General features: G+C 66.5%; 21 protein-coding genes. 8 read left to right on the plus strand and 13 right to left on the minus strand.

Annotation, left to right across the window (positions count from 1 at the left end; translation table 11 throughout):
• The first annotated feature begins 10 nt into the window (after positions 1-10).
• Both AKJ09_RS05800 and AKJ09_RS05805 read left to right on the plus strand, forming a co-directional pair.
• A complete protein-coding gene (locus AKJ09_RS05800; RefSeq protein WP_169927285.1) occupies positions 11-1,336 on the plus strand; it encodes a sigma 54-interacting transcriptional regulator in 1,326 nt (441 codons plus the stop codon).
• Positions 1,337-1,394: 58 nt separating this feature from the next.
• Positions 1,395-1,847 carry a hypothetical protein gene (locus tag AKJ09_RS05805; protein WP_146646180.1) on the plus strand — a complete coding sequence of 151 codons (453 nt, stop codon included), beginning with the start codon at positions 1,395-1,397 and terminating at the stop codon, positions 1,845-1,847.
• Here AKJ09_RS05805 and AKJ09_RS05810 read toward each other — a convergent pair.
• The 3 genes from AKJ09_RS05810 to AKJ09_RS05820 form a co-directional block, all read right to left on the minus strand.
• Positions 1,822-2,493, minus strand: coding sequence for a hypothetical protein (locus tag AKJ09_RS05810; protein WP_146646181.1), 672 nt, complete (start codon positions 2,491-2,493; stop codon positions 1,822-1,824). The genes AKJ09_RS05805 and AKJ09_RS05810 overlap by 26 nt on opposite strands.
• 226 nt (positions 2,494-2,719) lie before the next feature.
• Complete coding sequence (locus AKJ09_RS05815) at positions 2,720-4,339, minus strand: serine/threonine-protein kinase (RefSeq protein WP_169927286.1); 1,620 nt, start codon at positions 4,337-4,339, stop codon at positions 2,720-2,722.
• Between the two features lie 179 nt (positions 4,340-4,518).
• Positions 4,519-5,769, minus strand: a complete 1,251-nt coding sequence (locus AKJ09_RS05820) for an FAD-dependent monooxygenase (RefSeq protein ID WP_146646183.1) — start codon at positions 5,767-5,769, stop codon at positions 4,519-4,521.
• A gap of 93 nt (positions 5,770-5,862) precedes the next feature.
• On the opposite strand from AKJ09_RS05820, the gene AKJ09_RS05825 reads away from it, so the two are divergent.
• Positions 5,863-6,684 carry a TetR/AcrR family transcriptional regulator gene (locus AKJ09_RS05825; RefSeq protein WP_169927287.1) on the plus strand — a complete coding sequence of 274 codons (822 nt, stop codon included), beginning with the start codon at positions 5,863-5,865 and terminating at the stop codon, positions 6,682-6,684.
• A gap of 10 nt (positions 6,685-6,694) precedes the next feature.
• Here the strand turns inward: AKJ09_RS05825 and AKJ09_RS05830 are convergent, their stop codons facing one another.
• Positions 6,695-7,492, minus strand: a complete 798-nt coding sequence (locus tag AKJ09_RS05830; protein WP_146646185.1) for a hypothetical protein — start codon at positions 7,490-7,492, stop codon at positions 6,695-6,697.
• A 200-nt stretch (positions 7,493-7,692) separates the two neighbouring features.
• On the opposite strand from AKJ09_RS05830, the gene AKJ09_RS05835 reads away from it, so the two are divergent.
• Positions 7,693-10,197: a porin family protein gene (locus AKJ09_RS05835; protein WP_146646186.1), complete on the plus strand. Its 2,505-nt coding sequence runs from the start codon at positions 7,693-7,695 to the stop codon at positions 10,195-10,197.
• A 31-nt stretch (positions 10,198-10,228) separates the two neighbouring features.
• Here the strand turns inward: AKJ09_RS05835 and AKJ09_RS05840 are convergent, their stop codons facing one another.
• The 6 genes from AKJ09_RS05840 to AKJ09_RS05865 form a co-directional block, all read right to left on the minus strand.
• Positions 10,229-11,149, minus strand: a complete 921-nt coding sequence (locus tag AKJ09_RS05840; RefSeq protein WP_146646187.1) for a helical backbone metal receptor — start codon at positions 11,147-11,149, stop codon at positions 10,229-10,231.
• On the minus strand, positions 11,146-11,430 hold the full coding sequence (locus tag AKJ09_RS05845) for a hypothetical protein (protein ID WP_146646188.1): 285 nt from the start codon (positions 11,428-11,430) through the stop codon (positions 11,146-11,148). The genes AKJ09_RS05840 and AKJ09_RS05845 overlap by 4 nt, the downstream gene beginning before the upstream one ends.
• Positions 11,431-11,536: 106 nt before the next feature.
• Positions 11,537-12,016, minus strand: a complete 480-nt coding sequence (locus AKJ09_RS05850; protein WP_146646189.1) for a dihydrofolate reductase — start codon at positions 12,014-12,016, stop codon at positions 11,537-11,539.
• Positions 12,013-12,870, minus strand: a complete 858-nt coding sequence (locus AKJ09_RS05855; RefSeq protein ID WP_146646190.1) for a thymidylate synthase — start codon at positions 12,868-12,870, stop codon at positions 12,013-12,015. The genes AKJ09_RS05850 and AKJ09_RS05855 overlap by 4 nt, the downstream gene beginning before the upstream one ends.
• A gap of 59 nt (positions 12,871-12,929) precedes the next feature.
• Entirely contained in the window at positions 12,930-14,315 is a 1,386-nt protein-coding gene (locus AKJ09_RS05860; RefSeq protein ID WP_146646191.1) for a COG3014 family protein, read from the minus strand.
• A 20-nt stretch (positions 14,316-14,335) separates the two neighbouring features.
• Positions 14,336-14,944 (minus strand): penicillin-binding protein activator LpoB, encoded by a 609-nt coding sequence (locus AKJ09_RS05865; RefSeq protein WP_146646192.1) that lies wholly within the window; start codon positions 14,942-14,944, stop codon positions 14,336-14,338.
• Between the two features lie 260 nt (positions 14,945-15,204).
• Between AKJ09_RS05865 and rraA the strand changes: the two genes are divergently transcribed.
• Positions 15,205-15,681 carry a ribonuclease E activity regulator RraA gene (gene rraA, locus AKJ09_RS05870; protein ID WP_240488401.1) on the plus strand — a complete coding sequence of 159 codons (477 nt, stop codon included), beginning with the start codon at positions 15,205-15,207 and terminating at the stop codon, positions 15,679-15,681.
• 385 nt (positions 15,682-16,066) lie between these two features.
• Here rraA and AKJ09_RS05875 read toward each other — a convergent pair whose 3' ends face one another.
• Positions 16,067-17,101, minus strand: a complete 1,035-nt coding sequence (locus AKJ09_RS05875; protein WP_169927288.1) for a thioredoxin domain-containing protein — start codon at positions 17,099-17,101, stop codon at positions 16,067-16,069.
• Between the two features lie 98 nt (positions 17,102-17,199).
• Complete coding sequence (locus tag AKJ09_RS05880; protein WP_146646195.1) at positions 17,200-18,519, minus strand: serine hydrolase domain-containing protein; 1,320 nt, start codon at positions 18,517-18,519, stop codon at positions 17,200-17,202.
• Positions 18,520-18,579: 60 nt separating this feature from the next.
• Here AKJ09_RS05880 and AKJ09_RS05885 point away from each other — a divergent pair, with 60 nt between their 5' ends.
• The 3 genes from AKJ09_RS05885 (at position 18,580) to rnr (ending at position 22,895) form a co-directional block, all read left to right on the plus strand.
• Positions 18,580-19,278, plus strand: coding sequence for a TetR/AcrR family transcriptional regulator (locus AKJ09_RS05885; protein WP_146646196.1), 699 nt, complete (start codon positions 18,580-18,582; stop codon positions 19,276-19,278).
• Between the two features lie 59 nt (positions 19,279-19,337).
• Positions 19,338-20,141 carry a helix-turn-helix domain-containing protein gene (locus AKJ09_RS05890; protein ID WP_169927289.1) on the plus strand — a complete coding sequence of 268 codons (804 nt, stop codon included), beginning with the start codon at positions 19,338-19,340 and terminating at the stop codon, positions 20,139-20,141.
• An 84-nt stretch (positions 20,142-20,225) separates the two neighbouring features.
• Positions 20,226-22,895 carry a ribonuclease R gene (gene rnr, locus AKJ09_RS05895; RefSeq protein ID WP_169927290.1) on the plus strand — a complete coding sequence of 890 codons (2,670 nt, stop codon included), beginning with the start codon at positions 20,226-20,228 and terminating at the stop codon, positions 22,893-22,895.
• Between the two features lie 231 nt (positions 22,896-23,126).
• Here the strand turns inward: rnr and AKJ09_RS05900 are convergent, their stop codons facing one another.
• On the minus strand, positions 23,127-24,254 hold the full coding sequence (locus tag AKJ09_RS05900; RefSeq protein WP_146646199.1) for an RCC1 domain-containing protein: 1,128 nt from the start codon (positions 24,252-24,254) through the stop codon (positions 23,127-23,129).
• Between the last annotated feature and the right edge of the window lie 31 nt (positions 24,255-24,285).

Raw genomic sequence — 24,285 nt, forward strand, 5'->3', positions numbered from 1 at the left:
TGGTTCGGCCGTGACAGCCAGCAACGTCGAGACGGTCTCCACGGTGTCCGGGGAAGACGCTCCGCTCCGATTCCTCGTCGTCAGCCCCCGTCAGACCTTTGCCGTTGACGTCCCGTCCGAAGGTACGCTGCGCATCGGGCGCGCGGACGAATGCGAGGTCGTGATCGACGACGAATCCGTCTCACGCGTGCACGCCGTCGTTCGAATCGGCCCTCCGATGACGATCGAGGATGCCGGAAGCCGAAACGGCACCATCGTGGTCGGAACGAAGCTGGGGGCGCACGAGAGCATGCCCGTGCCTCTTGGCGGAGCGATCACGATCGGCCGCGCGGTGCTCATGCTCGATCGAACCGTCGATCTCCGCGAGCGACGAGCGCCCGAGTCGGAGACGTTCCCGCCGATCATCGCTTCTCCTCCCATGAAGAAGCTCTTCGAGACCATCGACACGATCGCGGCGGCCCCGCTCTCCGCCCTCGTGCTCGGCGAGACGGGTGTCGGTAAAGACGTCGTCGCGCGCGCGATCCACGAGCGCTCGAAGCGTGCGTCGGCACCGTTCGTCGCCATCAACTGCGCGGCGCTCCCCGAGACGATCCTCGAGAGCGAGCTCTTCGGCTACGTGAAGGGTGCGTTCACGGGCGCCGATCGACCGAAGAAAGGTCTCTTCGAGGCGGCCGACGGCGGAACGATCTTCCTCGACGAAGTCGGCGAGCTGTCGATGACGACGCAAGCCAAACTGCTCCGCGTACTCGAGACGGGCGAGGTCATGCCGCTCGGCAGCTCGCAGGCGAAACACGTCGACGTTCGCGTCATCGCCGCGACGAATCGAGACCTTCGTGCGCTCGTCCTCCAGGCGAAGTTCCGCGGCGACCTCTTCTTCCGCCTCGACGGCATCTCCGTTCGGGTGCCCCCGCTGCGCGAGCGCCCCACCGACATCCGACCGCTCGCGGAGGCGTTCGTCACCCGAACGGCGACTCGCCTCGGACGAACTCCGCCGCGCATCGACCCCGTGGTCATTGCCACGCTCGAAGCGCACGACTGGCCTGGCAACGTGCGCGAGCTGCGGAGCGTGATCGAGCGCGCCATGACCCTCGCCGGCTCCTCGCTTCTGCTCGGCACGGAGCATCTCGTGCTCAAGGGCGCGCTCAGCGCCGGGCCCGAGTCCCACGATCCCGGCCTCTCCTCCGACGAGCGGCGTGAGCGCGACCGCATCAATGCAGCGCTCCGAAGCACGTCGGGCAACCAGAGCGAAGCGGCCAAGCTGCTCGGCATGTCACGGCGAACGCTCATTCGTCGCCTCGAGCAGTACGAGATCGGAAGACCACGCAAGAACACCTGATCGCCCTCTCGCGCTGGCACGCGCGATGCTCGCTCCGATCCTTCGAGGAGGAGACGTCATGGCCCGCGAGGACGATCGCATCGAGAAGCTCATCGACGAGACCAACGCCGAATCGTTCCCGGCGAGCGACCCGCCGGCTTGGACGCTCGGCGGCGAGCTGCGGCCCGATCTGGACGAACCCTCCACGCACGGAACGCACGCCCAGAGGCGCGAACCCGAAGTCTCTACCGTGAGGGTCACGGTGGTCGAATTCGTCGTACGGATGGCGACGATCGAAGGAGCGTCCGACGTGCCACGCCACGACGCTGCCGATCGACACAGTCATCCGGGTCCTCACGCGCGCTGCGGGATCGGATGTTCCCAGCCCAGCGCTTCTCTCTGGGAGTGCGACGACGAGGGCGCCTATCTCGGCCCTCTCGAGAGCGGACATCGGCTCTGCTCGGAGGAGATCGCCGGCGTCGAGCGCGTCACCTCGACAATTGCAATCAGAAGTACTGCCAGCTCAAGTTGAGCGCGGCAGCCAGCGTGCTCGACTTCTCGAACTTCGAAGCGAACGTGTCGATGGCGAGCGTGAAGACGTGGTGGTTGCCCAATTCCGCGAACGCCCATCCCGCGCGGAGGTTGCCGCCGAAACCGACCTCGGTGTAGCGAACGTCACGCGACCCTTGCCGGTAGAGATCCGACGCGAGGACCGCGGCGCCAACGCCGCCGCCCACGAAGAAGCGGTCGCTCGGCCAGTACTGGAGCCCGGCGCCATAGAAACCGCTCACCGTCTGATACGACCTCTTGTGGTCGTCGTCGCGGAAGAACGAGGTGCCGGCCATGCGTCCAAGGAGAGCAACCTTGGGCGAAACGAACCCTCCCATGCTGAGCGAGAGTGGCGCGAGCCCGATGTTGGAGTGCTCGCGATCGCCCACGTCGCTCGAGAGCGAAGTCTGAGAGACGCCGACTCCGAGCTCCATGGTGAAGCCGTGGCGGACGTACGGCGCCGTCGATTCCGAGGGAGGCGCCTCGTAGGCAGCCGCGGGAGCCGCGGCCCTGGTTGCGGGCGCCGGCTCTTCGGCAGGCTTGGATTCCTCTTGGGCGAACGCGTTGGTTGACGAAGCAAGAAGTCCGAGAGCAACGAAAGCGGCGGAGCTTGACGCGTGAAGGCGCATGATGGCGCGCTCTCGAGCAACGCTCGTGCCTACATGCGCCGCGCGCACCGGCGTTGGTCTTCCAACGACTGGCGCCCGCGCCATCGAGAGCAATTCACCGTGTTTCGACCTGCGCCCAATCCTCTTGGACCTCTGTGGACTCCGCGCAACGAAGCCGGACTCCGTGCACTGCGGTTCACGGAACCGTGAACATGGCGATGGCGCCAGCACGGGGAACGCTCGGACGTCAGAGATCCGCTGCCGACAACTCCTGCGGCTTCGCCTCGGGTGCCGCCGACGATGGGTCGGACGGGGAATCCGCCGGCGCCTCCGGTTCGGGCAACGGCTTCGACTCGTGCGGAGGGGACTCGCCGCGGTGCACCGGGCCGAGCTCGATCTCGGGAGCACTCGACGCAGCCGGCATGGTCGGCATGTGCATGGGCGCAGGCAGCGGCCGGGTCGAAGCGTTCGGTCGCATTGGCTTCGTCGGGCGTGGTGGTAGGGAGGCGCTCGGCGCCTTGCTCGTCGGCGTGAGAACCTCGCGCGGATGCACTACCGGTACGGGCATCGACGGCACCTGGGGCGCGACGCGCGATGCCTCGGCCGACGGCTCGAGTGCAGAGTCGATGGTGGCGGTGCCCGGCACCGAGAGCTCGTCGTGCTGGCCGTTGGACACGAAGCCCGCGAGCGACGGCCATCCGGAAGCTCTCGCGAACGCTGCCTGACGAACGCCGGAGAGCGCGAACGCCACGATGGCTGCGGCCGCCGGCACGACGAGCCATGCGCGACGGCGACGCTTCGTACGCACGTGTTCGGACTCCAGGGTCGTCAGCGACGCGAGAAGCGAAGCCTTCGAAGACGCGGTATCCACCGCGACGGAGTGCCCGCTGTCGACCATCGTATCGCCGAGGGACGTGGCCGCGCCGACGGCAACGACCGTTCGCGGCGAAGGCGACGAGACACTTTCGACGATGAGCGCTTGCTGCCAGGCCAGCACCGCCTCCTTCATGGCCGACGCCGACGGGTAGCGATCGTCGAGCTCCTTGCTCATCGCCTTCGTCACGATCTCGGCGAGCATCGGATCGACGTTGGGCATGCGCTCCGTGAGCGGCGGCGCCGGCTCGAGCGCGATGCGGAAGAGAAGCTGCTGGACGTTCTGCCCATCGAACGGCGGCTCTCCACAGGCAGCCTCGTAGAGAATGGCGCCCAGCGAGTAGAGGTCCGATCGATGGTCGACGAGATGCATGGCTCCGCGCGCCTGCTCGGGCGACATGTACATCGGCGTGCCGAGCATCACGCCCTCTTGCGTGGGCGCGCGCAGGAAGTCACCGCTCTCGAGCGGGTCGCCGTCGAGAATCTCGTTCTCGCGCACGAGCAGCTTCGAGATCCCGAAGTCGACGAGCTTCACGAAGTCCTGCTTGTCGCGCGTGGTGAGCACGATGTTGTCGGGCTTCAGGTCGCGATGGACGACCCCCGCCTCGTGCACGGCCACGAGCGCGTCGAGAATCTGCAGCGCGAGATCGGCGAGGGTGCGATCCGGAAAGGTGCGAACGCGCTCGAGGCGTCGCGAGAGCGTTTCGCCGTCGAGGAACTCACTCACCATGAAGGTCTCGCCGGTGTCTTGCTCGCCGAAATCGTAGACGTCGGCGACGTGCGCCGACGTGATTCGGGCTGCAACGCGCGCCTCGAGCTCGAAGCGCGCCGAGAGGACCTCGTTGCCGGCCGCTTGAGGGCGCAAAACCTTGACCGCCACACGCTTGCCGATGCGCGTGTTGACGCCCTCGTAGACTTCGCCGATTCCCCCTTCTGCGATGAGACGGGAGATGCAGTACTTGCCTTCGAGAATCTGACCTTCGGAGAGCGGCATGGCGGTGACATGCTCCAAAGCAGCCACCGTGCCAGCGCATTGCGCGTAGCAAACGCCCTTCATTTACGCGGTGTTCGTCACACAGCAACGATCATGAAGAGCCGTGCAGTTTCAGCCTGACTCGAATGAGCGGGCCAATTTGGCCAGTTGACGAACGCTACGAACGATCGTCCTTGCGCTCACGATGCGCAGCGAGTCGCGGCACCGTCGCGCGTGTGAGCGCTCGCATAGTCCTCGATCGTGACCGCATTCGCGGCTTGCTCCACACGTCGCTTCAACCGCGAGTAGAACCAGCCGAGAGCCATCTGCGGCAGGTGAGGCAGCACGCGCAGCATCAACGTCTGCACCCACAGCCCTTCCTTGCTTCGCACGATCATGTGCTTGATCGCTTCGCGGCCGAGCTCCTGGTTCTCGTTCACGTAGCCACGCATCACACGCTCGTAGTTCTCGAACGCACGCACGTGATCGCCATCCGCGGCAGCGAGCTCGCCAGCGAGAACGTACGCACCAACCACCGCCTGGCTCGAGCCCTGCCCCGAGGCGAGCGACGGCGCATAGCCGGCATCACCGAGCAGAACGACGCGACCATTCGACCAGCGGTCGATCTGGATCTGCGCCACGCGATCGAAATAGAAGTCCGGCGTGCGCTCCATGGCCTCGAGCAGGCGCGGGATCTCCCATGCTTCACCACCGAAGACGTCTCGCAGAATTCGCTTCTGCGCGCCGAGGTCCCGCCGATCGTGCGCGACGGGCTCGGACGCGAAGAGAAAGAGAGCGCGTGCCTCGTTGTCACCACGCGTGCTGTACACGTTGGCGGTCTTTCCCGGCGAGACGTACACGCGCTCCGATCGATCGAGATCGAGATGATTCGGAACGGTGAAGATCGAAACGTAGGCGCCGAAGTCGCGGATGAACTCCGACTCCTCGCCGAAGACGAGCGAGCGCACGTTGGAGTGCATGCCGTCGGCGCCGATGACCAGATCGAAATCGCGCGGCTCGCCCTTCTCGAAGACGACGCAAACACGCTCCGGGCCCTGCACGATCGCAGTGATCGAATCGCCGAAGACGTACTCGATGCCGTCTTGCGCGCGTTCGAACAGAAGGCGCGCGAGTGTACCGCGCATGATCTCCACGTCGGCCGACTCGTGGAGACCGAAGAGCTCGGCGCTCACGGTGGCGAACGTCTTCCCCGTGGCGTCGACGAACGACGCGCCTTGCATGTCCGTGCAGGCACCACGAATGGCTTCGAGGATCCCCATTCGCGAAGCCACCTCGATCGCGGCGCCGCGCAGATCGACCTTGTAGCCGCCTTCTCGAATGGCGGGCGCGCGCTCGATGACCGTCGGCCGAAAGCCATGCTTGCGCAGCCAATAGGCCACCGAGAGGCCGGCGACGCTGGCCCCGGAAATGAGCACCGTCGGATTCTTCACGCGCGCGCTCCCATGCTCCCGCCGTTCGAGAGCGCGGCCGTCGGGAAAGTGTTCGGCGCGGACACGATATTGTGTACGCTATACACAGAAACGATGACGGTCAAGCGACGCCCGACCAGCCGTCCGCGCACACGGCGCGCGCCCGCGCCCGACGAATTGCCGCGAAACACGCCCTTTCGCGAAGATTCGCCCTCCGTCGCGCTGCTCTGGCGGGACGACGAGAGACGACGGCGCGGTCCGAAGCCCGGTCTCGACGTCGAGCGCATTGCACGCGCCGCCATCGCCATCGCCGACGCCGAAGGACTCGCCGCCGTCTCGATGCAGCGCATCGCGAGCGAGTTCGACTTCACGACCATGTCGCTCTACCGGTACGTGCCGGGGAAGGCGGAGCTGCTCGAGCTCATGATCGACGTGGCCATGGGCAAGGCCCCCAACGTCCGCGAGGCCGGTCCTGGCTGGCGTCCGCGCCTCGAACGCTGGGCGCGCGAGATCTCGGCGCTCTACCACGCGCACCCGTGGGCGCTCGACGTCACGAACCGACTGCGCGTGCTCGGTCCCAATGAGTTCGACTGGATGAACGCCGGCGTCGAAGCTCTCGCGGATACCGGGCTCACCGGACCGGAGATCTTCGACGCGCTCCTCGTTCTCTCGGGGCACGTGCGGATCATCGCTCGCTATGCAGAGGAGCCTTCGCCCGAAGAGCTGCGAGATCCTTCTCTCGTCACGCGGGATGACTGGGAAGCAGGGGTCGAGCGAATGCTCCTCGCCCACGGCGATCGCTACCCGGCCCTCGCCGACATCGTGAAGCAGGGCGCCTTCCGCAACGACACCGGCGACGGCTGGGAGTTCGGCCTCCGCTGCGTGCTCGACGGGATCGCCGTGCGCATCGCGGAACGCCAGGGCGCGCGGCCGTGAGGACGAGCCTCTACTGGAGGCAGCAAAGCGAGCCCGTCCACTTCTTGCCGGTGCCGTAGCAGCTGCTGTAGGACCCGGCGACGCAGGTGGCGACGCCGGCGAGGCAGCACGCCGAGCCCGTCCACTTCATTCCCGTGCCCGAGCAGCTGCTGTACGTCCCATCGACGCACGTCTGGGTACCGTCGAGGCAGCAAAGCGAGCCCGTCCACTTCATCCCCGTGCCCGAGCAGCTGCTGTACGTTCCCTCGGTGCACGTCGACGTGCTGGCGACGCAGCACAGGCTCCCTGTCCAGTCGAGGCCCGTGCCGGAGCAGCTGCTGTACGTCCCCGCGACACACTGCGTGAGGCCGGCCGAAGAGCCGCTCGAACCTGAGGAGCCGCTCGAGCCCGAAGACCCCGACGAGCCACCCGAGCCCGACGAACCCGACGAGCCCGACGAGCCGCAGAACGAGCTCTTGTAGCGCTCACATCCGACGTCCGCGTCGCAGACCCCATCGGCGCAAGCGCCTGCGAGGAAGGACGTCCCGTCGTCGCACGTGCAGCACTTCGGCTTGCACGAGGAAACCGTGGAGCAGGACGTGCCGTCCGGCGACGAGCCCGTGAGCTTGGAGGGCGACGAGGGGCAGCTTCCGTTCACACGCTCGGCGTCGGTGATGATGGTGGAGTCGTTTGACGAGGAGCCCGAACTCGTCTTGCCGTCGCTCTTGGCGGCGCCTCCGTCTCCGCCGCCCGAGACGACTCCGCTGCTGCAAGCCATGATCAACGACGACCCGACGACACACGAAACGAGGATGGAAAGGACGCGCATGATGTTCGACTCCGCGATGGGATGCGCGCCCATCGCAACGGTCGTGCCGCTGCGCGGGCAACCTGGTTTCCTGCCCTTTCTCGACGATCATGACGAGCGGCGCGCAAGGACTGGCGCTAGCCGCGCCGAGGAGGCGCCCACGCGAAGCGCCGGATTGGCGCAACGTGCACAGCGGGCGCCACCCTGCCGCGTTGCGAAAGATGGACTCAGGCCCAACTTCGTCGGCGGTGGAGGCGCGGCGGTTCCTCGTGACGCTCGCGGCGGGCCTGTCGACGCTCGCCACGACGTGCCGCGCCGAGGCGCAGCATGTCCCACGGGAGACGTACCTCCGTTACGTGCCCATCGGCTACCCATCCATCGTACGCGCAACGCCGGAGACCGAACGCTTCGGGCTCTACGACACCTCGGGGGTCAGCGAGTACGTCGACGTGAACCCGAAGAACGGCATCGAGGACCGTCGCGACGCGTGGCTCTTGGCGCTGTCCGTCCGGTTCTCCCCGTTCATGGTGCGCAATACGACCTCGGTACCGATGGATTGGAAGCGATTCATCCGAAGCCAACGAGACTTCCCGCTGACGATCGACACGTGGAACGTCGCACGCTCTCCTGCGACCCTCACGGCCACGAATACGATCGACTTCAAGCGTCTCGACCAAGGAACCTGCGCCGACGACGAGACGTCCGATGACTGCGCCCTCGAGCGGCTCTCGCAGCGGTTCGACCCGGACTCGACGATGAGCGAATGGGCGCAGAGTGCGACGATGAACCCGGAGCGGCAGCCGTTCTCGGTGCTCTTCTTCGACTTCCCCGGCGACGGGCCGACCACGTGGCACGAGGAGTACAACGAGCGCTTCTCCCACCAGCTGCCGCCGAAGTATCGCGACTTCGCCAAGATCTACTCGCATCCGTTCATCAGCCGCCGCACGGATTCGAGGGTCGACACCTACGAGCTCGTTCTGCAGTACTGGTTCTTCTATCCGTTCAACGACGGCGGGAACAAGCACGCGGGCGACTGGGAGCACGTCAACGTCGTCGTCTCCCCTCGTTCGCTCGTCACGCGCGGTCTCTACGCGAGCGAGCTCGAACAGCTCTTGAGGCGCCCCATCGACGCCTTCGACGGCGCCGATCCGCTCGTCATCAAGCGCGTCGAATACTACTTCCATCACAACGTGATGACGCTCGACTACGCGCACCCCAACGCGTATGCATCGCGCGACCACTGGAAGCACGAGCTGCCCGAGGCCATCGGCGACCGCGCAGGAGAGAAGCGTATCTTCGAGGAGATCCGCAGGCGTGCGTTCCTCGACGAGGCGGAGACGAAGATCAACACGCACCCCATCGCGTTCATCGGCGGTGACAGCAAGGGACTCGAGCTCCTTCTCCAGGCGCCGGGCTCGAAGAATCGAGACTCCCACGGCACGTATCCGTTACGTGGACTCTACAAGGACATCGGGCCCGCGGCTTCGGCCGAGGAGATCGATCAGGGCTTCGACCTGCGCGAACACTTCGGCGCCAAGACGAAGCCGTGGCCCGAGAACGTCGCGCGCTTCGACGATGCGAAGCGCATCGAGGTCCTGCCCGACTGGGAACGCGTGATGCCGCTCATCCGCGACGATCCCGAATCGCGTCGCGAGTGGACCTGGATGACCCTCCCGGTGCATTGGGGCTACCCGGCAACCATCTCGCCGTTCGCCGGTGTCGTCTCGCATGCCGACACGGGAAACCTCTCACCGTTCGGGCCCACGTTCAATGGAGGCTGGAACGGCGTGGGCGCGACGAGCGGCTACTCGACGTACCTGCCTCATCGCATCCCGCGCACGTTTCCCATCTCGCCGCTCGACGCGATTCGCAACTCGTGGGGCTTCGCGAACATCCCGGCGCTCGCGCTGCTGAACCTTCCGCCGCTCGATCTCGTCTTCAAGCTGCTCCCGGCACCGCTGCTTGCCCTCGCCCACACGCAATCGCCGATGTACTACCCGAAGGACGCGCCGCCGCGTCGCGTGGTGGGTCTCGGCATCGGCGTCACCACCCAGTTCTTGTCCGACAACGACTGGCCCCAGCTCTTCTTCAACACGCCGCAGCAGAGCGAGCTCTTTTCACGACTGGGGCTCGGGCCGGGCGGCCCCAACGCCACCGTCGAGGCCGTCAACTCGTTCGCGGACAACCCGACGTCTCCCGTCTTCCAGCTGGTCTTCTATCTCTCGGATCACTTCTCCGCCGAGAACACCTTCCGATACGCAGGCGCCAACGTCGGCGCCGATCTCGTTCTCAGGCCCACGAACGATTCGGCCGAGCTGCGCGGCAGGATCCACATGTACGAGTGGCAAGGAAGCATCCGCTACAGCTTCTTGCCCGGAAGGTTCCAGCCGTACGTCAAGCTCGGGTACGGCCTGAGCTGGTACCGCCTCGAAGACGTGACCGTCAACGGCACGCCCCTCTCCTCCTCGGCGCCCTGGATTCGCAAGCCCTCGCTCGTACCGTTCCACAACCTCCTGCCAAACACCTGGCACTACGGCGCGGGCATCGAGTTTCTCGTGATCGACAATCCGCAGCCGCTCGGCTTCGGTGCATCGATCAAAGCAGAGTTCGTGATGCAGCATCACTCGCTGGGTCTTTCGACCCAAGAGCGCGCCTTCCTCGAAAACGAAGGTGGTCCCTTCATCGCGCGGCCGGCGGTGAACGCCGTGCTGATGTTCACGCTATGAGGTTCACGCTATGAAGTTCACGCTTTGAGCGTCAGCCCGGGTAGCGCTGGCGGGCGGACTCGATGAGGGCGCGGACGCGCGGCAGTCCTTCGATCGTGCGCGCTCCGTACCAGCAGAGATCTTTGCCGCTCGTGCGGAGGACGAGGTCGTGCTTCGCAGCGGGTGTGCCTTGCGCGCGGAAAACGGCGGCGTCTTCGTCGGTAAAGGGATGCGGCTCGTCGGGGAGCAGAACGAGCTCCGGTGCGCGGTCCGCGACTTCTTCCAACGTGATGCGCGGGTAACGCGTGTCACGCCCTGCCGTGGCGTCGCCCGGGAGAGGAGCGGCACGACCGAGATCGGCGGCGAGCGGGTAGCGGCGCTCGCGATCGGCGAAGACGTTGGTGGCGCCGGCCAGCTCGAGCACGTTGCTGATGAACGTGTCGCCGTTGATCGTCATCAGCGGCTTCATCCAGATCGGGCAGAACGTCGGAACGGCGCGCGAGCTCGCACGCGACGCCTCGGCCTCGCGGATCTCGGCATAGCCACGGCGAACGAGCTCCCGGACCTGCGGTTCGCCATCGACGCGGAAGATGCGCGCCAGGCGTGCGAGGTGCGCCACGCCGTCGGCTGCACGCTTCGGGAAGGCAACGAATACCTTGATGCCGGCCTGCGCGAGCGCTTCGAGGTCGCTCTTCGTGTTCTCTTCTTGGTTCGCGAGAACGAGGTCCGGCTCGAGTGCGAGGATCGCGTCGATCTTCGGATTCTTCGTGCCCCCGATGCTCGGCAACGCCGAGACGATCTCGGCAGGCAGCTCGCAGTAATCCGTTCGGCCAACGAGTGCAGCGCCGCAGCCGAGCGCCGCGACGTTGTACGTATCGCTCGGGACCAGCGAGACCACGCGCTTCGGCGCGACGCCAAAGGTGAGCTCGCGCTTGCGGTCGTCCTGGATGCGCAGCAAGCCTCGCGTGGTCATTCGTCGTCTGCCGGTGGAGGCGGGCCGGGCGGACCGCCGTCTGCGTGAGGTCCGATGTGCGTCGCGCAGTGGGCCCAGAGGACGTCGCCGCAGCGACGATCGGTGCGGGCAACGCACGCCAGAACGTTCTTCGACTCGCCCTCGACGAGCCGATCGAGGATGAACTCGCAGCCGCGCGCGCACTCGGCGGGCGAGCATTGCCTGCTGGCCATCTCCTCGCACTTCGCCGTGCACGCATCGACGGGCGTCTTGGGCATCGGCTTGCCGCACGCGAATGTCACGGCGGCGAGGGCGGCTAGGACGGCGAAAACCGCGAAAACGCCGGAAACGCCAAAGACCCGGGTGCCTATGGCCGAAGACCGAGCAAGAGAACGCACCAGCGCTCTTCTACCGCTCGAGGGCGACGAACTCCACCCCTTCCGACTCACCCTTCCGCCGATCGACTTCGCGCCACTCGGACCGGTCGAAAGCCGGGAAAAACGTATCCCCCTCCAGCTTCCGGTGGACTTCGGTGAGAAAGATGCGCGTGGCGACGGGCAACGCGGCCTCGTAGATCGACGAACCGCCGATGATCCGCGGCTCGTCGTCAGTCTGGCGGGCAAGCGCCACCGCTTCTTCGAAGCTCGCAACCACGTCACAGCCCGGCGCGCTGAACGACGGGGAGCGGCTCACGACGACGTTGCGTCGCCCGGGGAGGGGTTTGCCGATCGACTCGAACGTCTTGCGGCCCATCACGATGGCGTGCCCCATCGTGACGCTCTTGAAGTGGCGCATGTCTTCCGGGATGCGCCACGGAAGCTCGCCGTTGATTCCGATGACGCCGCCGTCGCCGATGGCCACGACGATCGCGAGGGGCGCGCGCGTCATACCGACACCTCGGCGGCGATGTGCGGGTGCGGGTCGTAACCTTCGAGGCGGAAGTCCTCGTAGCGGAAGCCGAAGAGGTCATTGACCTCCGGATTCAGAACCATCGTCGGCGCGGCACGCGGCTCGCGCTCGATCTGGAGCTTCGCCTGCTCGAGATGGTTTCGATAGAGGTGCACGTCGCCGAAGGAGTGCACGAAGTCGCCAGGACGGAGGCCCGCGACCTGCGCCACCATGAGGGTGAGCAGCGCGTAGCTCGCGATGTTGAACGGCACTCCGAGAAACACGTCGGCGCTGCGCTGGTAGAGCTGGCAGGAGAGTTCGCCGTCTTGCACGTAGAACTGGAAGAGCGTGTGACACGGCGGCAGAGCCACCTGGTCGGCCTCTTTCGGGTTCCACCCGGTGACCAGCAAACGACGGCTCTGCGGAGTCTCCGCGATGTCGCGGAGGAGTCGCTTCAACTGGTCGACGCCATCGCGTTCGTACGTGCCGTCCGCGCGGAGCGTTGCGCCGTAGTTGCGCCACTGGTGGCCGTAGACCGGCCCCAGATCGCCTCCCTTGCGGCCGAAGCGCGCCGTCTGCTCGGGCGTGGCCCATTCGTTCCAGATGCGAACGCCTGCATCCTGCAACGGTTTGACGTGCGTTTCACCGCTCACGAACCACAGCAGCTCGTGGATGATCGACTTGAGATGGAGCTTCTTGGTGGTGAGGAGCGGAAAGCTCTCCCGTAGATCGAAGCGCATCTGGTGGCCGAAGAGGCCGCGCGTTCCCGTTCCCGTGCGATCGGAGCGATCTTTCCCCTCGGCAAGGATGAGCCGAAGCAGATCGAGGTACTGGTGATCGGCAGACCGCGTCATCACCTCGAGCGAATAGCACGGGGCCGAGGCCTCGGAAATCGCGAGCGCGCCACGCCCGTTCAGCGCAGGGCCATCAGCGAGACAACCGACCAGCCGTTCTTCTCGACCACCAGGTCCTGCGCGCGCTGCCAGCCGCGTGCGTCGATGACGACTCTATGTTTTCCGACCGGAAGACGCACGCGAGCCACCGCGATGCGCGCCGGCAACGTCTCCCAACTGCGGGTGTCGGGCGTGTCCAGCGCGGTAAGAGTGGCCTGCGCGCCGAGTGACGCGAGGATGCCGACGATGTTGTCGCGCCCCGCGGCGGTCTGGATTCCCTGGCCCAGCGCGGTTCGCGCGATGAGGCGCGTGATGGCGCTGACGATGATCTTGCCTTCGATCTTCTTCCACTCGGCGCGGACTTGCTTGTCGACGTCGACCGCTTCCTCGAGCTGCACGTAGTCCCCATCGAGCTTGACCGACGGGATCGCGCCCTTGCCCTGCGACGGGCCCAGCGTGGGGAAGTTGATCCACGTGACGAGCCCTTGCGCCGCGAGCTTGTTCGCCGCCGACACGTCGTGCGGAGACAGCGCGCCCGAGAACCAGGTGAGCGCGAGACCGATCGGAATGCGCTCGGCGACTTTGTGCGGGACGCGGCCGTAGCCGACGACGAGGAGCACTTCCCCCGTGTTGTCGTCGGCAGCCGCCGCGGCGCGAGCACCACCGGGCGCGTTCTTCTCCTCGTCGTCGAGAAGCGCCTTGAGGCGGGGGCTCTTGTACGAGCCTTGCGGAACGAGACGACGAACCGAATCGGCGAGCGAGCGATAACCCGTGAAGGCGAGCGCCTCGTCGTAGTAGCGAAGCGCCTCGTCGGTCTCGCCGCTCTTTTCGAACGTGAAGCCTGCGAGCAAGCTGCCGAGACCGAGCACGGGGTTGTTCGTCAGCCCCAGCGAGTCTCGGTAGTACTTCTGCATCACCGCGAGACGGCGCGCCTCGACACGCGCGCCGTTGAGGTCGTGCGTCTCGAGGTAGTTCAACATGTTCAGCGTGTTGATCATCAGCTTCTCGTACGGGGGAGCCTGGTACTTCCCCGACGAGCCGCTGAAGACGTATTCGCCGATCGAGTCGCCCGCGTTGTGGGCGAGATCGAGCATGTCGATGGCCTTGTCGGCCGATTCGAAGTCACGCTTCGAGAGTTTGAACTCCGCGAGGCTCTGCTGGATGCTCCCGCGATCGAGCACCAAGATGGCGTTGTCGCCCTTGATGTCCGACGGAAGGTCCTCGGACTTTTTGACGTCCAGCTCTTCGTTGACCGCCTGAATGGCGCCCTTCGCATTACCGGCGTCGAGGGCCGTGCGCATCGGCAGCGTGCGCGCTTCGTGCCCCCCGCAGCCAATCAGCCACGGAGAAACGACGAGCGCGACGACGCCGATGGTTGCGCGGCAATCGCGGAGTGCACTTCGCATGATCGATCGTGTCGACGAGGCTACTTGATCGCCTTCGTGGTGTACGTCTTCGCCTGGAACTTGATGGCGCCGGTCTCGATCTCGATGACCTGCAGGAAGAGGAAGTACTGCACGCGGCGCATGTCTTCCGTGCGCTCATCGGCGGCGGAGACCTTGCCGGTGATGAAGTACTTCGCGCCGAGCTGACGGCCGTACTTGGCCGCGTTCGCCGGGTTGAAGACCGGGTTCTGCTGACCTTCGACCTCGCGAATGATCTGATTCTGGCGATCGCGCGCGATCATCTGCACGGTGCCCGACTCGACCATCCAGGTCTCCGTCTCGCTGAGCATCGCTTCCAGCATCGAGTCGATGTGCTCGCTCGTGTTGTTCTGGAACGGGAAGACGGCGACGTTCGGCAGCGGGTGCGTGGTGCGCCACTCGGCCATGACCGGGGAATTACGGAGCTTGCCGAGCGTTTCCGACAAGGCACGCTGGACGTCGTCCTTGTCGAGACCGGTCGAGAGCGCGTGGGCATCGATCGACGGATCGTTCGCGCCGCGGACGACTTCCTTGCCACCGCACGCCGGAAGACCGAGACCCAGAGCGGCCAGGACGGGGACTGCGACTGCGACTCTGAAGCGAAGGCTCATCTAGAAAAACCTCTCGAAAGGAACGAACGAAGAGCGAGACCGAGGCCGCGCGATGCGACGCGATGCGACGCGATGGGAACCGGTCAGGCCCGGGCGGGCGGATCCTAGCCGAATCGAAAGCATGCGCATTGTTTGCCGCGCGAAACATTGGACGTGCGAACCGATGCCGGCATTCCAGACCGCGTCGTGCGAAGCGATGTCACCCACATTCAACCACACAACGTCGCGAGTCGATGGCGGGGCGCTCTACACTTGAGGGCGTGCGAACCGCCGATCTTTGCGACGCCCATTCCGACACCGTTCGCGTCCTCGCGCCAATCCTCCGCGACTTCGGCAAGAAGCGGGAATTCGCAGGACCGGCCGTCACGCTCGAGGTGTTCGAGGACAACGCACTCGTGCGTGCCAAGCTCGAGACACCGGGCCAAGGTCGCGTGCTCGTCATCGACGGCGGCGGCTCGCTGCGGAGAGCGCTCGTCGGTGGCAACCTCGGCAAGCTCGCCGAGAACAATGGTTGGGCGGGCGTGATCGTCCACGGCGCCGTGCGCGACACCCTCGAGCTCGCCGAGTGCAACGTGGGCGTCAAGGCACTGGTGACTGCACCATTGCGCAGCGAGAAAAAGGGCGCTGGTCGCGAGCAGGTTCCGGTGACCTTCGCCGGCGTCACCATCGAGCCGGGCCACTGGGTCTACGCGGACGACGACGGCGTGATCGTCTCCGACCTGCCGATTTATTCTTGAGGGAACCTCCGGTTCCCCTCGAAACCTCCGGTTTCGAGCGTCCCCTCCGGCGGAGGCGGTCGCCTGCGGCGCTCGCGCTGCGCGCGATAAGAACCGCCTCCTCTCCAATTCGTGGCCACTCGCGCTCGATCCGTGGATCAGAGCTCTTTGGGTTCCCCTCGAAACCTCCGGTTTCGAGCCTCCCCTCCGGCGGAGGCGGTCGCCTGCGGCGCTCGCGCTGCGCGCGATAAGAACCGCCTCCTCTCCAATTCATGGCGAATCGCGCTCGATCCGTGGATCAGAGCTCTTGGGTTCCCCTCGGAGGCGGTCGCCTGCGGCGCTCGCGCTGCGCGCGATAAGAACCGCCTCCTCTCCAATTCATGGCGAATCGCGCTCGATCCGTGGATCAGAGCTCTTTGATCGCCTCGTCGAGGGCCGCACGCATGGTCGCCTGATCCTGCGCGCCCTCGAGCTTCTGCGTGCCGAACCAGAGCGTGGGAAGACCGTGGCCATGAACGGCGCGCCACGTGCGACCGTCGGCTTCGATGCGCTCCTCGGTCTCCTTCGAGCCGACGCAAGCGCGGAACTTCTCCACGTCGAGACCGTGGGCCTGGGCGATTTTCTCGCAACCTTCGGGCGTAAGCTCCTCTGTCGGCGCCGAGAAGAGGGCGTCGGCCATTTCATCGCCCTTGCCCATCGATTCACCGCAGCAGGCCGCGCGGGCCGCGTCTTTCGCATGCGGGTGCATGCGCAAAGGGACTTGCTTACGGACGAGGTGAATCTTGTCCTTCTTCTCCGCGAGGATCGGAGCGAGCTCCGTGTGCGTCATGCGGCAGAAGGGGCACTCGAAGTCGGCAAAGTCCACGATCGTGACCTTGCCGCGGGGCGCCTTGCGGATCTCCTCGGCGATGGGCGCCGGCAGATCGGCAGGCAGCGGTTTGCGCGTGAGCCCGAACGCGAGCGGTGCGGCGATGCCCACGGCGACGGCGCCAACGGCCCCGAACACGGCCTTGCGATTCGAAGGAGGATCCCAGGCCCCCACCGCACGAGCCACGGACAGCGCGGCCAGCACGACCGATGAGACGTCGACGACGATGCAGTACGGGCAGAATGTGTCCATCGAGGCCTGCACGCCGAGCAGCCCGATGGCCACGAGCCCCGCGAAGACCGCGACCACCGCCTGCGCGATGCGAGCACGCCGCCCGGGCACGAGGCCGGCGAGTGCAATCGCGAGAATGCCCGACAGTCCGAACACGGGCATCGGGATGCCGAACGGGTACGCGAAGACGGTGCGCTTCATCGCACCGCAGCCCCCGCCTTCTCCACAGAAGACAGGCGCCGGCTTCACGTAGTCGACGAGGAGGATGGCGCTGGCCGCGAGAGCGAGGATGCTCACCGCGACGAACAACCAGAAGAGCCAGGTGGGGAGACTCTTGCGCATGGAGGACCGCCCGGGATTGTAGTCGAAGGCGGCCCCCAATATTCCCATCACTCGGATCCAGCCGGCACGGATGGGCTCGTGCAGCTACGCTCTTCCCCTTATTTTGCCGCGTAAACGGCCTTTTTCACGGCGTCGGGGAATGGTCCAGCCATCCCGGCCACGGCGGTGTTCGTGAGAACCACGACCGTCAGCTTGGCGACGGGGTCCACGAAGAACGAGTTCCCGTAGACGCCGCCCCAGTAGAACGTGCCGACGTTCGAGGGGGTGCTCGGGTCCTGCTTCTTCTGGACCGCGAAGCCGAAGCTCCAGCCATAGGCCGGCCCCGCGGCCGTGACGTCGACGTCACCGACCTGGTTCTCGATCATCGCCTTGGCGGTCGCCGGCTTCAGGATCGTGCCGCCTCCCGTGCGCACGGTCTCGAGGAAGCGCACGTAGTCGTCGGCCGTGCCGATCATTCCTCCGCCGCCCGACGGATAGGAGCGCGAATCGAAGAGCCGCGAGGGCGCGAAGGTGATGTTGCTCGTGTAGAACGGCACCACCTGACCGTCGTTCATGCGTGACGGGCGCGGGCTCCCGTCGGCGTAGGGGATGGCGAGGCGCTCGCTCGGGGTGGGCGGAGCGAAGCCCGTTGCCTTCATGGCGAGCGGCCCGGTGACGAACTTCTGCACGGCTTCTGGAAGCGAGAGGCCCGAGGCCTTCGCGACGACACCGCCGAGCACGTCGGTCGACATCGAGTAATTCCACTTCGTCCCCGGCTCGAAGAGGAGCGGAACCTGGTTCAGGCGCGACAGGTTCTCCTCGAGGGACAGGCCGGGTCGGTCGATGCCGTTCGAGGCGTGCGCGCGATGAAACGGCGCGGCGGTCGCCTTCTCCATCCCGTAGTCGAGGCCCGAGGTGTGCGTGAGGAGCTGGCGGACCGTGATGACCGGCTGCTTGCCGTTCGCCAGCTTCGGCTTGAAGGTGGGAAGGTACTTGGTGACGGGATCATCGAGCTTCAGGACCCCCTCATCGACGAGGGCGAGCGCCGTGGCGGAGACGAGCGGCTTCGTCATGGAGGCGAGGCGGAAGACGGTGTCTTCCTGGACCGGGCGGGCCGCCTCGCGGTCGGCGAGCCCCGCTGCGCGGTGGTAGACCACGTGCCCATCACGTACGACGACGACCACGCCGCCGACGATCGCCTGAGAGGCGATGGCGTTATCGACCACCGCATCCAAGGCGTGAGCAAGGCCGTCTTCCTTCGGCGACGAAGCTTCGTTCTTCGGCGCCGTCGCGGTTGTCGTCGCCGACGTCGCTTCGGGCGCTCGAGCGGCACGTGGCTCCGAGCTCTGGCAAGCCGCGACCGACGAGGCGGACAGGCCAAGAAATGCGAGCAAAACGGCACGAAAGGGAACGGCAGCGAGCGTCCTCGACAGTTTCATAGTGATCACTACGTAAAGTGGACATCCGAGGTGGTCAAGGTTAAATCCGTAGTGATCGCTATGAAGTCCCCCGGCAAGCCGCAGGCCAAGCGCCAGATCCTGGACGAGCGGCGCTCACCGAGCTCGACCGAGCCCACGCACAAACGTGGGCGGCCGCGAAGCTTCGACCGTGACGAGGCCCTGAACGCGGCCCTCGGACTCTTCTGGCGCCACGGGTACGACGCGACGTCGCTCAACGATCTGACGGCGGCGATGAACGTGACGCCGCCGAGCCTCTACACGGCGTTCGGCAGCAAGAAACAGCTCTTCATCGAAGCCCTCGATCTCTACGCGCGCACGTACGGCGCCTCGCCCGCCATGGCCGAAGCCACGACCGCGCGCGGGGCCATCGAAGGGCTGCTCCGCGAGTCGGCCAAGCAGTTCCCCTCCCCGGATCACCCGAGCGGATGCTTCACCGTGCTGGCGGCGACGAACTGCACGGAGGCCTCCTCCGACGTCGAGGCTCTCCTGCGGACGAAGCGCCTCGAGAGCGAGGCGGGGCTACGAAAGCGCCTCGATCGAGCGGTCGAAGAAGGCGAGCTGCCCGAAGGTACGGACACTGCCGCTCTGGCAAAATTCTACGGTGTCGTGATTCAGGGCATGTCCGTCCAGGCGCGCGATGGGGCATCGAACAAAGAGCTCGAGCGCGTGGTCGACACCGCCATGGCGCTCTGGCCGGGGCCGGCAAAGCCGTCGCCCAAGTCCAAAAAGCGCGGATGACTCGCCTCCCCGTATTTTTCGATAATGCGGTTTCGCCGAATGCTGCTTATCCTGGCCTCGTGGATTGGTCGGGGGATCTCGAGTACTTCCTCGAAGCGCCCATCGGGAAGTACATCACCGGCCCGAGCTGGCTCTTCGCCTATCCTACGGCGAAGTTCTCGGCCCTCGTCTTCTGGGGTCGCCTCTCCGGCGAGTCGCTGGAAGGAACGCTGAACATCCACCCGCGCGTTCATTCGGGGGCATCACGCCCACACGTGGCCCTGCTCGATGCCCGCCGCGTCGAGCACGTCGACGAGGGTGGCTTCGCCATCGGCGTGAACTACGTGAGGACCCACCGAGAATCGCTCAGCTCCTCGATCTCGCAGCTCGCCATCGTGCATTCCGGCGGCATGCTCGGCTCGGTCGCGGCGGGGTTCTTTCGGCTCATCGGCGCTCCCTATCAGGCGGAGGTCTTCACCGATCCGGTCGAGGCGCTCCGGTGGATCGCGCTCGACGACCCCCAAGGGACGCTGGCCGCGCTCGATGCGCTCTATACGTCGACCACGGGGACCACGGAGCTGCTCCGGGATCTCCGTGCCCACCTCGAAAAGAACCTCGACGATGCGAGTCTCGCGGGTGCGACCCGGGCGCTCGGCATTTCGGAGCGCAGCCTGCAAAGGCGACTCGCCGAGTCGGGAACGTCGTTCCAGAAGGAAGTCGTAGGCGCCCGCGTTCGCATGGCCGGGCGCGCGCTCGTGGAGAGCAGCAAGCCGCTCTCGCAAATTGCCTTCGACGTCGGCTGCGCCTCCGTCCAGCATTTCAGCACGATGTTCCGCAAGGTCACGGGCATGACACCGATGCAGTGGCGAAAGCGCGGAACCTGAGGCGCGCGGTGCCTCCCTCGCGCGCCACCCGTCGCGAACACTATTGTCGCGACGAAGGGGACGATATCGCGTAGAAAAATGCCCATGAGGAAGCCCCTACCGTCCCGCACCGCGGTGACGGACGTGCTCGCGAACGAAGAACGGCCCTTGCGCGTCGAGGAAGTGGCCGAACGGCTCGGCGTGGGTCCGGAGACTCACGAGGGGCTCCTTCGCCTCCTCGACAACCTCGTCTTCGACGGCGCCGTGGTCGCACGCGGTGACAAATTCAAGCTCGAGCGAAAGCATCGCCCGTCGTCGAAGCCGGAGCGGACGGCCGTAAGCAGGCAGAACGACCGCCCACTTCCCGGCTACCGTGAGGAGCCGGCGCCGAAGAGCGAACGTGAAGCGCGGACGCCGAAGAGCGAGCGGCCCGCGAAGAGCGAGCGCCCAGCCAAGAAGAGCGGACGCGAAGACCGCGTTGCAAAATTCGACCGCGTAGAGCGACTCGAAGCGAGGAGTCGTCGCGGAGGCGAGCGCCGCGAGGGCGTCCTGACCGTCAACCCGCGCGGCTTCGGCTTCGTGGCGAGCCCCACCGCCACCGGCGACGACGTCTACGTCTCGCCCGACGCGCTCTCGGGCGCGATGCACGGCGATCGCGTCATCGTCGAGGTCGTTGGGCGCGGCGCCCGCGGAGCCGAAGGTCAGATCGTCGAGGTGAAGGAGCGCGGCACCAAGCGCGTCTCCGGCATCCTCCGCCGCCGCGCCAAGAGCGCGTGGATAGAGCCCGACGATCCGCGCGTTCGCGGCCCCGTCGTGCTCACGCGTGACATCGACCTGGTCGACGGCGAAGGCAACAGCGGCATCGACGGCCAGGTCGTCGTCGTGCAGATTACACGCTTCCCCGACGAGCCCGGGATGAACCCCGAAGGCAAGCTCATCGCCGTCCTCGGCGCGCCGGGCGAGCTCTCGGTCGAAGTGCGAAAGGTCCTCTTCCTCGAGTCGATCGAGGAGGTTCATTCGCAGCAAGCCACCGACGAGGCCGAGGCGTACGGCCTCGAAGTGCCGACCTCGATGCTCGAGGGCCGCGAGGATCTCACGCACATCCCGCTGCCCACCATCGACCCCGAAGACGCGCGCGACCACGACGACGCCGTCTGGGTCGAGCGCACGCCCTCGGGCGGCTACGAGGTCTGGGTCGCCATCGCCGACGTCAGCTCGTACGTGCGGCCCGGCACGAAGATCGACGAAGAAGCTCGCTCGCGCGGCTGCAGCATCTACCTGCCGGACCGCGCGATTCCGATGCTCCCGCGCGCGCTCTCCTCGAACCTCTGCTCGCTCCTGCCCGACGTGTTGCGCCTCTGTCTGTGCGTGCACGCCGAGCTCGACGCCAAGGGCCAGGTGAAGAAGTCGCGCCTCGTGCGCGGCTACATGAAGAGCGCCGCGAAGCTCACGTACGGCGGCGTGGCACGCGCGCTCGGCTTCAGCGATCAGCCTCCGGTCCAGCCGAAGGCCGAGGAGATGGTCGAGGGGCTCCGCGTCGCCTACGAGTGCTCGCGCCACCTCCGCACGCGACGCATGAAGCGCGGCGCACTCGACTTCGACTTGCCCGAGGCGGTGGTGAAGCTCGATACGGAGGGCAAGCCCACCGAGATCAAGAAGCGCGCGCAGGATCCGGGCGTGAAGAAGGCCTACCAGCTCATCGAAGAGCTGATGATCTTCGCGAACGAGGTCGTCGCACGCTGGCTGCTCGATCACGATCTGCCCGGCGTCTACCGCGTGCACTTGCCGCCGGATCCGAAGAAGCTCGATCGCCTCGCCGCCATGTGCGAGATGCTCGGCGTCGACTTCGACGCGGACGCCACGCAAACGCCGAAGGGCCTCTCCGAGCTGCTCAAGAGCTTCGCGCAGAACCCGCTCTCGAACGTCCTCAACAACCTGCTGCTTCGCTCGATGAAGCAGGCCACCTACGACGTACAGAACCTCGGCCACTTCGGCCTCGCGTCGGAGGCGTATCTGCACTTCACCTCGCCCATCCGGCGGTACCCGGACCTCGTCGTGCACCGCATCGTGCACGCCGCGCTCGAGGGCGACGAGAAGACGCGCAAGAAGGCCGTGCGTCAGGTGGGCGACATCGAGAAGCTCACCGAGGCCGCCGTGCAGTCGTCGATGGCCGAGCGCCGCGCGATGGAGATCGAGCGCGAGACGGTCGACATCTATCGCTGCTTCTACATGATCGATCGCATCGGCGAGTCGTACGAAGGCGTCGTCGGCGCGTTCGTCGGAGCCGGCGCGTTCGTCACGCTCGACAATCCCTTCGTCGACGTGCTCGTGCGTGTCGAAGATCTGGGACCGGACTTCGTCATCGAAGACGACGGCCTCTCGGCACGCGGCACGCGCTCCGGTGACACCGTGATGCTCGGCGATCAGCTGCTCGTCACCATCACCGACGCAGCCATCTTGCGACGCACCGTCTACGCACGGCGCGTTCGCGGCGAGTCCGGCCCGTACGAGGGCGATGGCGAGCGTCGACGTCGTGGTGGCAGCGCGCCTCCGAAGCGCGGTCGCCTCGGCGGCACCTCGAAATCACGCGGCGGTCCGCCTTCGCGTGCGGGTGCGGGCGCGGGCGCGGGCAAACATCGCGAGCGGCCCGGTGAGAAGCCGGCGCGCGGCGGCAAGAGCTTCGGCAAGACCGCGGGTCAATCGATGGGCGGCAAGCCGTTCAAGGGCAAGGCCAAGAAGGTCAAGGCCGGCCGCAAGAGCAAAAAGAAGCGGTGATCCACCCGCGAAGAAGAGGCGACCACGATTAGGCGTCACTGGACGCGAGCTCGCACCGAAGGCCTCGCGAGACCAAGACGCCAGTAGGTCGCCTCGAGGCGAGCGGCGGGTTCTTCGTCGCGCTCGTAGCGCGACGCGCCGAAGGCGACCCGCCGCGGACAGCTGAGGGGGAGGCTCGAAACCGAAGGTTTCGAGGGGGAGCGAAGCTCCCCACAAGACGAGCCCCTCCCCCTACCAGCGTACGTTGCTCGGTTCGAGCTTGCGATCTTTCGAGCCGTCGCCGAGCTGACCGTCGGCATTGCCTCCCCAGCAGACGATCTTCGCGTCTTTGGTGAGTGCGCAGCCGTGCGTGGTCGCGAGACAGACGTCCGCGACCTGCGCGACCGATGAGAGCTTCGTGGGCCGCTCGTCGCTCGATCGCTTGCCGAGCCCGAGCTCGCCCTCGGAGTTGCCGCCCCAGCATCGAACGGTGCCGTTGCCGTCGATCGCGCACGTGGCGGACTCCCCGGCGACGAGCTTCACGATGCCGTCGATGCCGGGCACTTCGACCGGCTTTTTGTGGCCTTCCGTGTCGGCTCTGACGCCGAGCTGGCCGGCGTCGTTCTGGCCCCAGCAAGCGACCTTGTTGTCTCTGGTGATCACGCACGCGTGGCGATCACCCGTCGCCACGTACTTCGCGCCGGTGATGGGAGGCTTCGAGAACGAGCCCCTCGGCGCCCAGTCGCCGGTGCCCCAACACGAGATCCCGCCCTTGTCGTCGAGCCCACACGCGTGGGTGAAGCCGGTGGCGATCTGTGAAAACGCTCCCGAGGGCGGCGTGCCGATGGTCTTGGGCTCGCCGCCCCAGCACGTGACGCCGCTCGTCGTTCGCGCGCAGGCGATGAGTCCGCTCGCGACGATGTCGAGCGCGCCATCGACGCCGCTCACTTCGGTGGCACGCGCGCGCTGGTGGACCTTGCCGTCGTTGGCGATGCGCCCCGTGCCCCAGCAGCGGATCTTCTTGTCGTCTTGCAACGCGCAGCCGAACTCCGACCCGAGGGCGAGCGCCGTGGCGCGACCGAGCCCGGGCACGGCGGCATTGTTCGACCGATCGGGGCCGCCGCCGTCACCGAGCTCGCCTTTCTTGTCGCGACCCCAGCATCGAACGGAGCCGCCTTCGGCGATCGCGCACGTCGAGAAGTCACCGCAGTCGACGCGCACGGGCGGGCCGGCAGGGGGGATGTCGGCGCCCGCCCGGCCTCTGGAAGCCGCGGTGTCGCCTCCCGCCATCGAAGGCTCTCTCGAGCTGCCTCCCGCACCGCCACAGGCCGTGAACGAGAGGGCGACGAAGAGGGAGGCAACACGCGCGCGACTCGGCATCCGAGGCCAGAGTACACGAACGCCAAAGTGC

Origin of the sequence: Labilithrix luteola (genome assembly GCF_001263205.1) — a bacterium.
Taxonomy (GTDB): Bacteria; Myxococcota_A; Polyangia; order Polyangiales; family Polyangiaceae; genus Labilithrix; species Labilithrix luteola.

Coding starts and splice junctions, on each gene's coding strand:
- AKJ09_RS05805 (WP_146646180.1), top strand. CDS start 1,395: ATGGCCCGCGAGGACGATCGCATCGAGAAGCTCATCGACGAGACCAAC.
- AKJ09_RS05810 (WP_146646181.1), bottom strand. CDS start 2,493: ATGCGCCTTCACGCGTCAAGCTCCGCCGCTTTCGTTGCTCTCGGACTT.
- AKJ09_RS05815 (WP_169927286.1), bottom strand. CDS start 4,339: ATGCCGCTCTCCGAAGGTCAGATTCTCGAAGGCAAGTACTGCATCTCC.
- AKJ09_RS05825 (WP_169927287.1), top strand. CDS start 5,863: ATGACGGTCAAGCGACGCCCGACCAGCCGTCCGCGCACACGGCGCGCG.
- AKJ09_RS05830 (WP_146646185.1), bottom strand. CDS start 7,492: ATGCGCGTCCTTTCCATCCTCGTTTCGTGTGTCGTCGGGTCGTCGTTG.
- AKJ09_RS05835 (WP_146646186.1), top strand. CDS start 7,693: ATGGACTCAGGCCCAACTTCGTCGGCGGTGGAGGCGCGGCGGTTCCTC.
- AKJ09_RS05840 (WP_146646187.1), bottom strand. CDS start 11,149: ATGACCACGCGAGGCTTGCTGCGCATCCAGGACGACCGCAAGCGCGAG.
- AKJ09_RS05850 (WP_146646189.1), bottom strand. CDS start 12,016: ATGACGCGCGCGCCCCTCGCGATCGTCGTGGCCATCGGCGACGGCGGC.
- AKJ09_RS05855 (WP_146646190.1), bottom strand. CDS start 12,870: ATGACGCGGTCTGCCGATCACCAGTACCTCGATCTGCTTCGGCTCATC.
- AKJ09_RS05860 (WP_146646191.1), bottom strand. CDS start 14,315: ATGCGAAGTGCACTCCGCGATTGCCGCGCAACCATCGGCGTCGTCGCG.
- AKJ09_RS05865 (WP_146646192.1), bottom strand. CDS start 14,944: ATGAGCCTTCGCTTCAGAGTCGCAGTCGCAGTCCCCGTCCTGGCCGCT.
- AKJ09_RS05875 (WP_169927288.1), bottom strand. CDS start 17,101: ATGCGCAAGAGTCTCCCCACCTGGCTCTTCTGGTTGTTCGTCGCGGTG.
- AKJ09_RS05880 (WP_146646195.1), bottom strand. CDS start 18,519: ATGAAACTGTCGAGGACGCTCGCTGCCGTTCCCTTTCGTGCCGTTTTG.
- AKJ09_RS05885 (WP_146646196.1), top strand. CDS start 18,580: ATGAAGTCCCCCGGCAAGCCGCAGGCCAAGCGCCAGATCCTGGACGAG.
- rnr (WP_169927290.1), top strand. CDS start 20,226: ATGAGGAAGCCCCTACCGTCCCGCACCGCGGTGACGGACGTGCTCGCG.
- AKJ09_RS05900 (WP_146646199.1), bottom strand. CDS start 24,254: ATGCCGAGTCGCGCGCGTGTTGCCTCCCTCTTCGTCGCCCTCTCGTTC.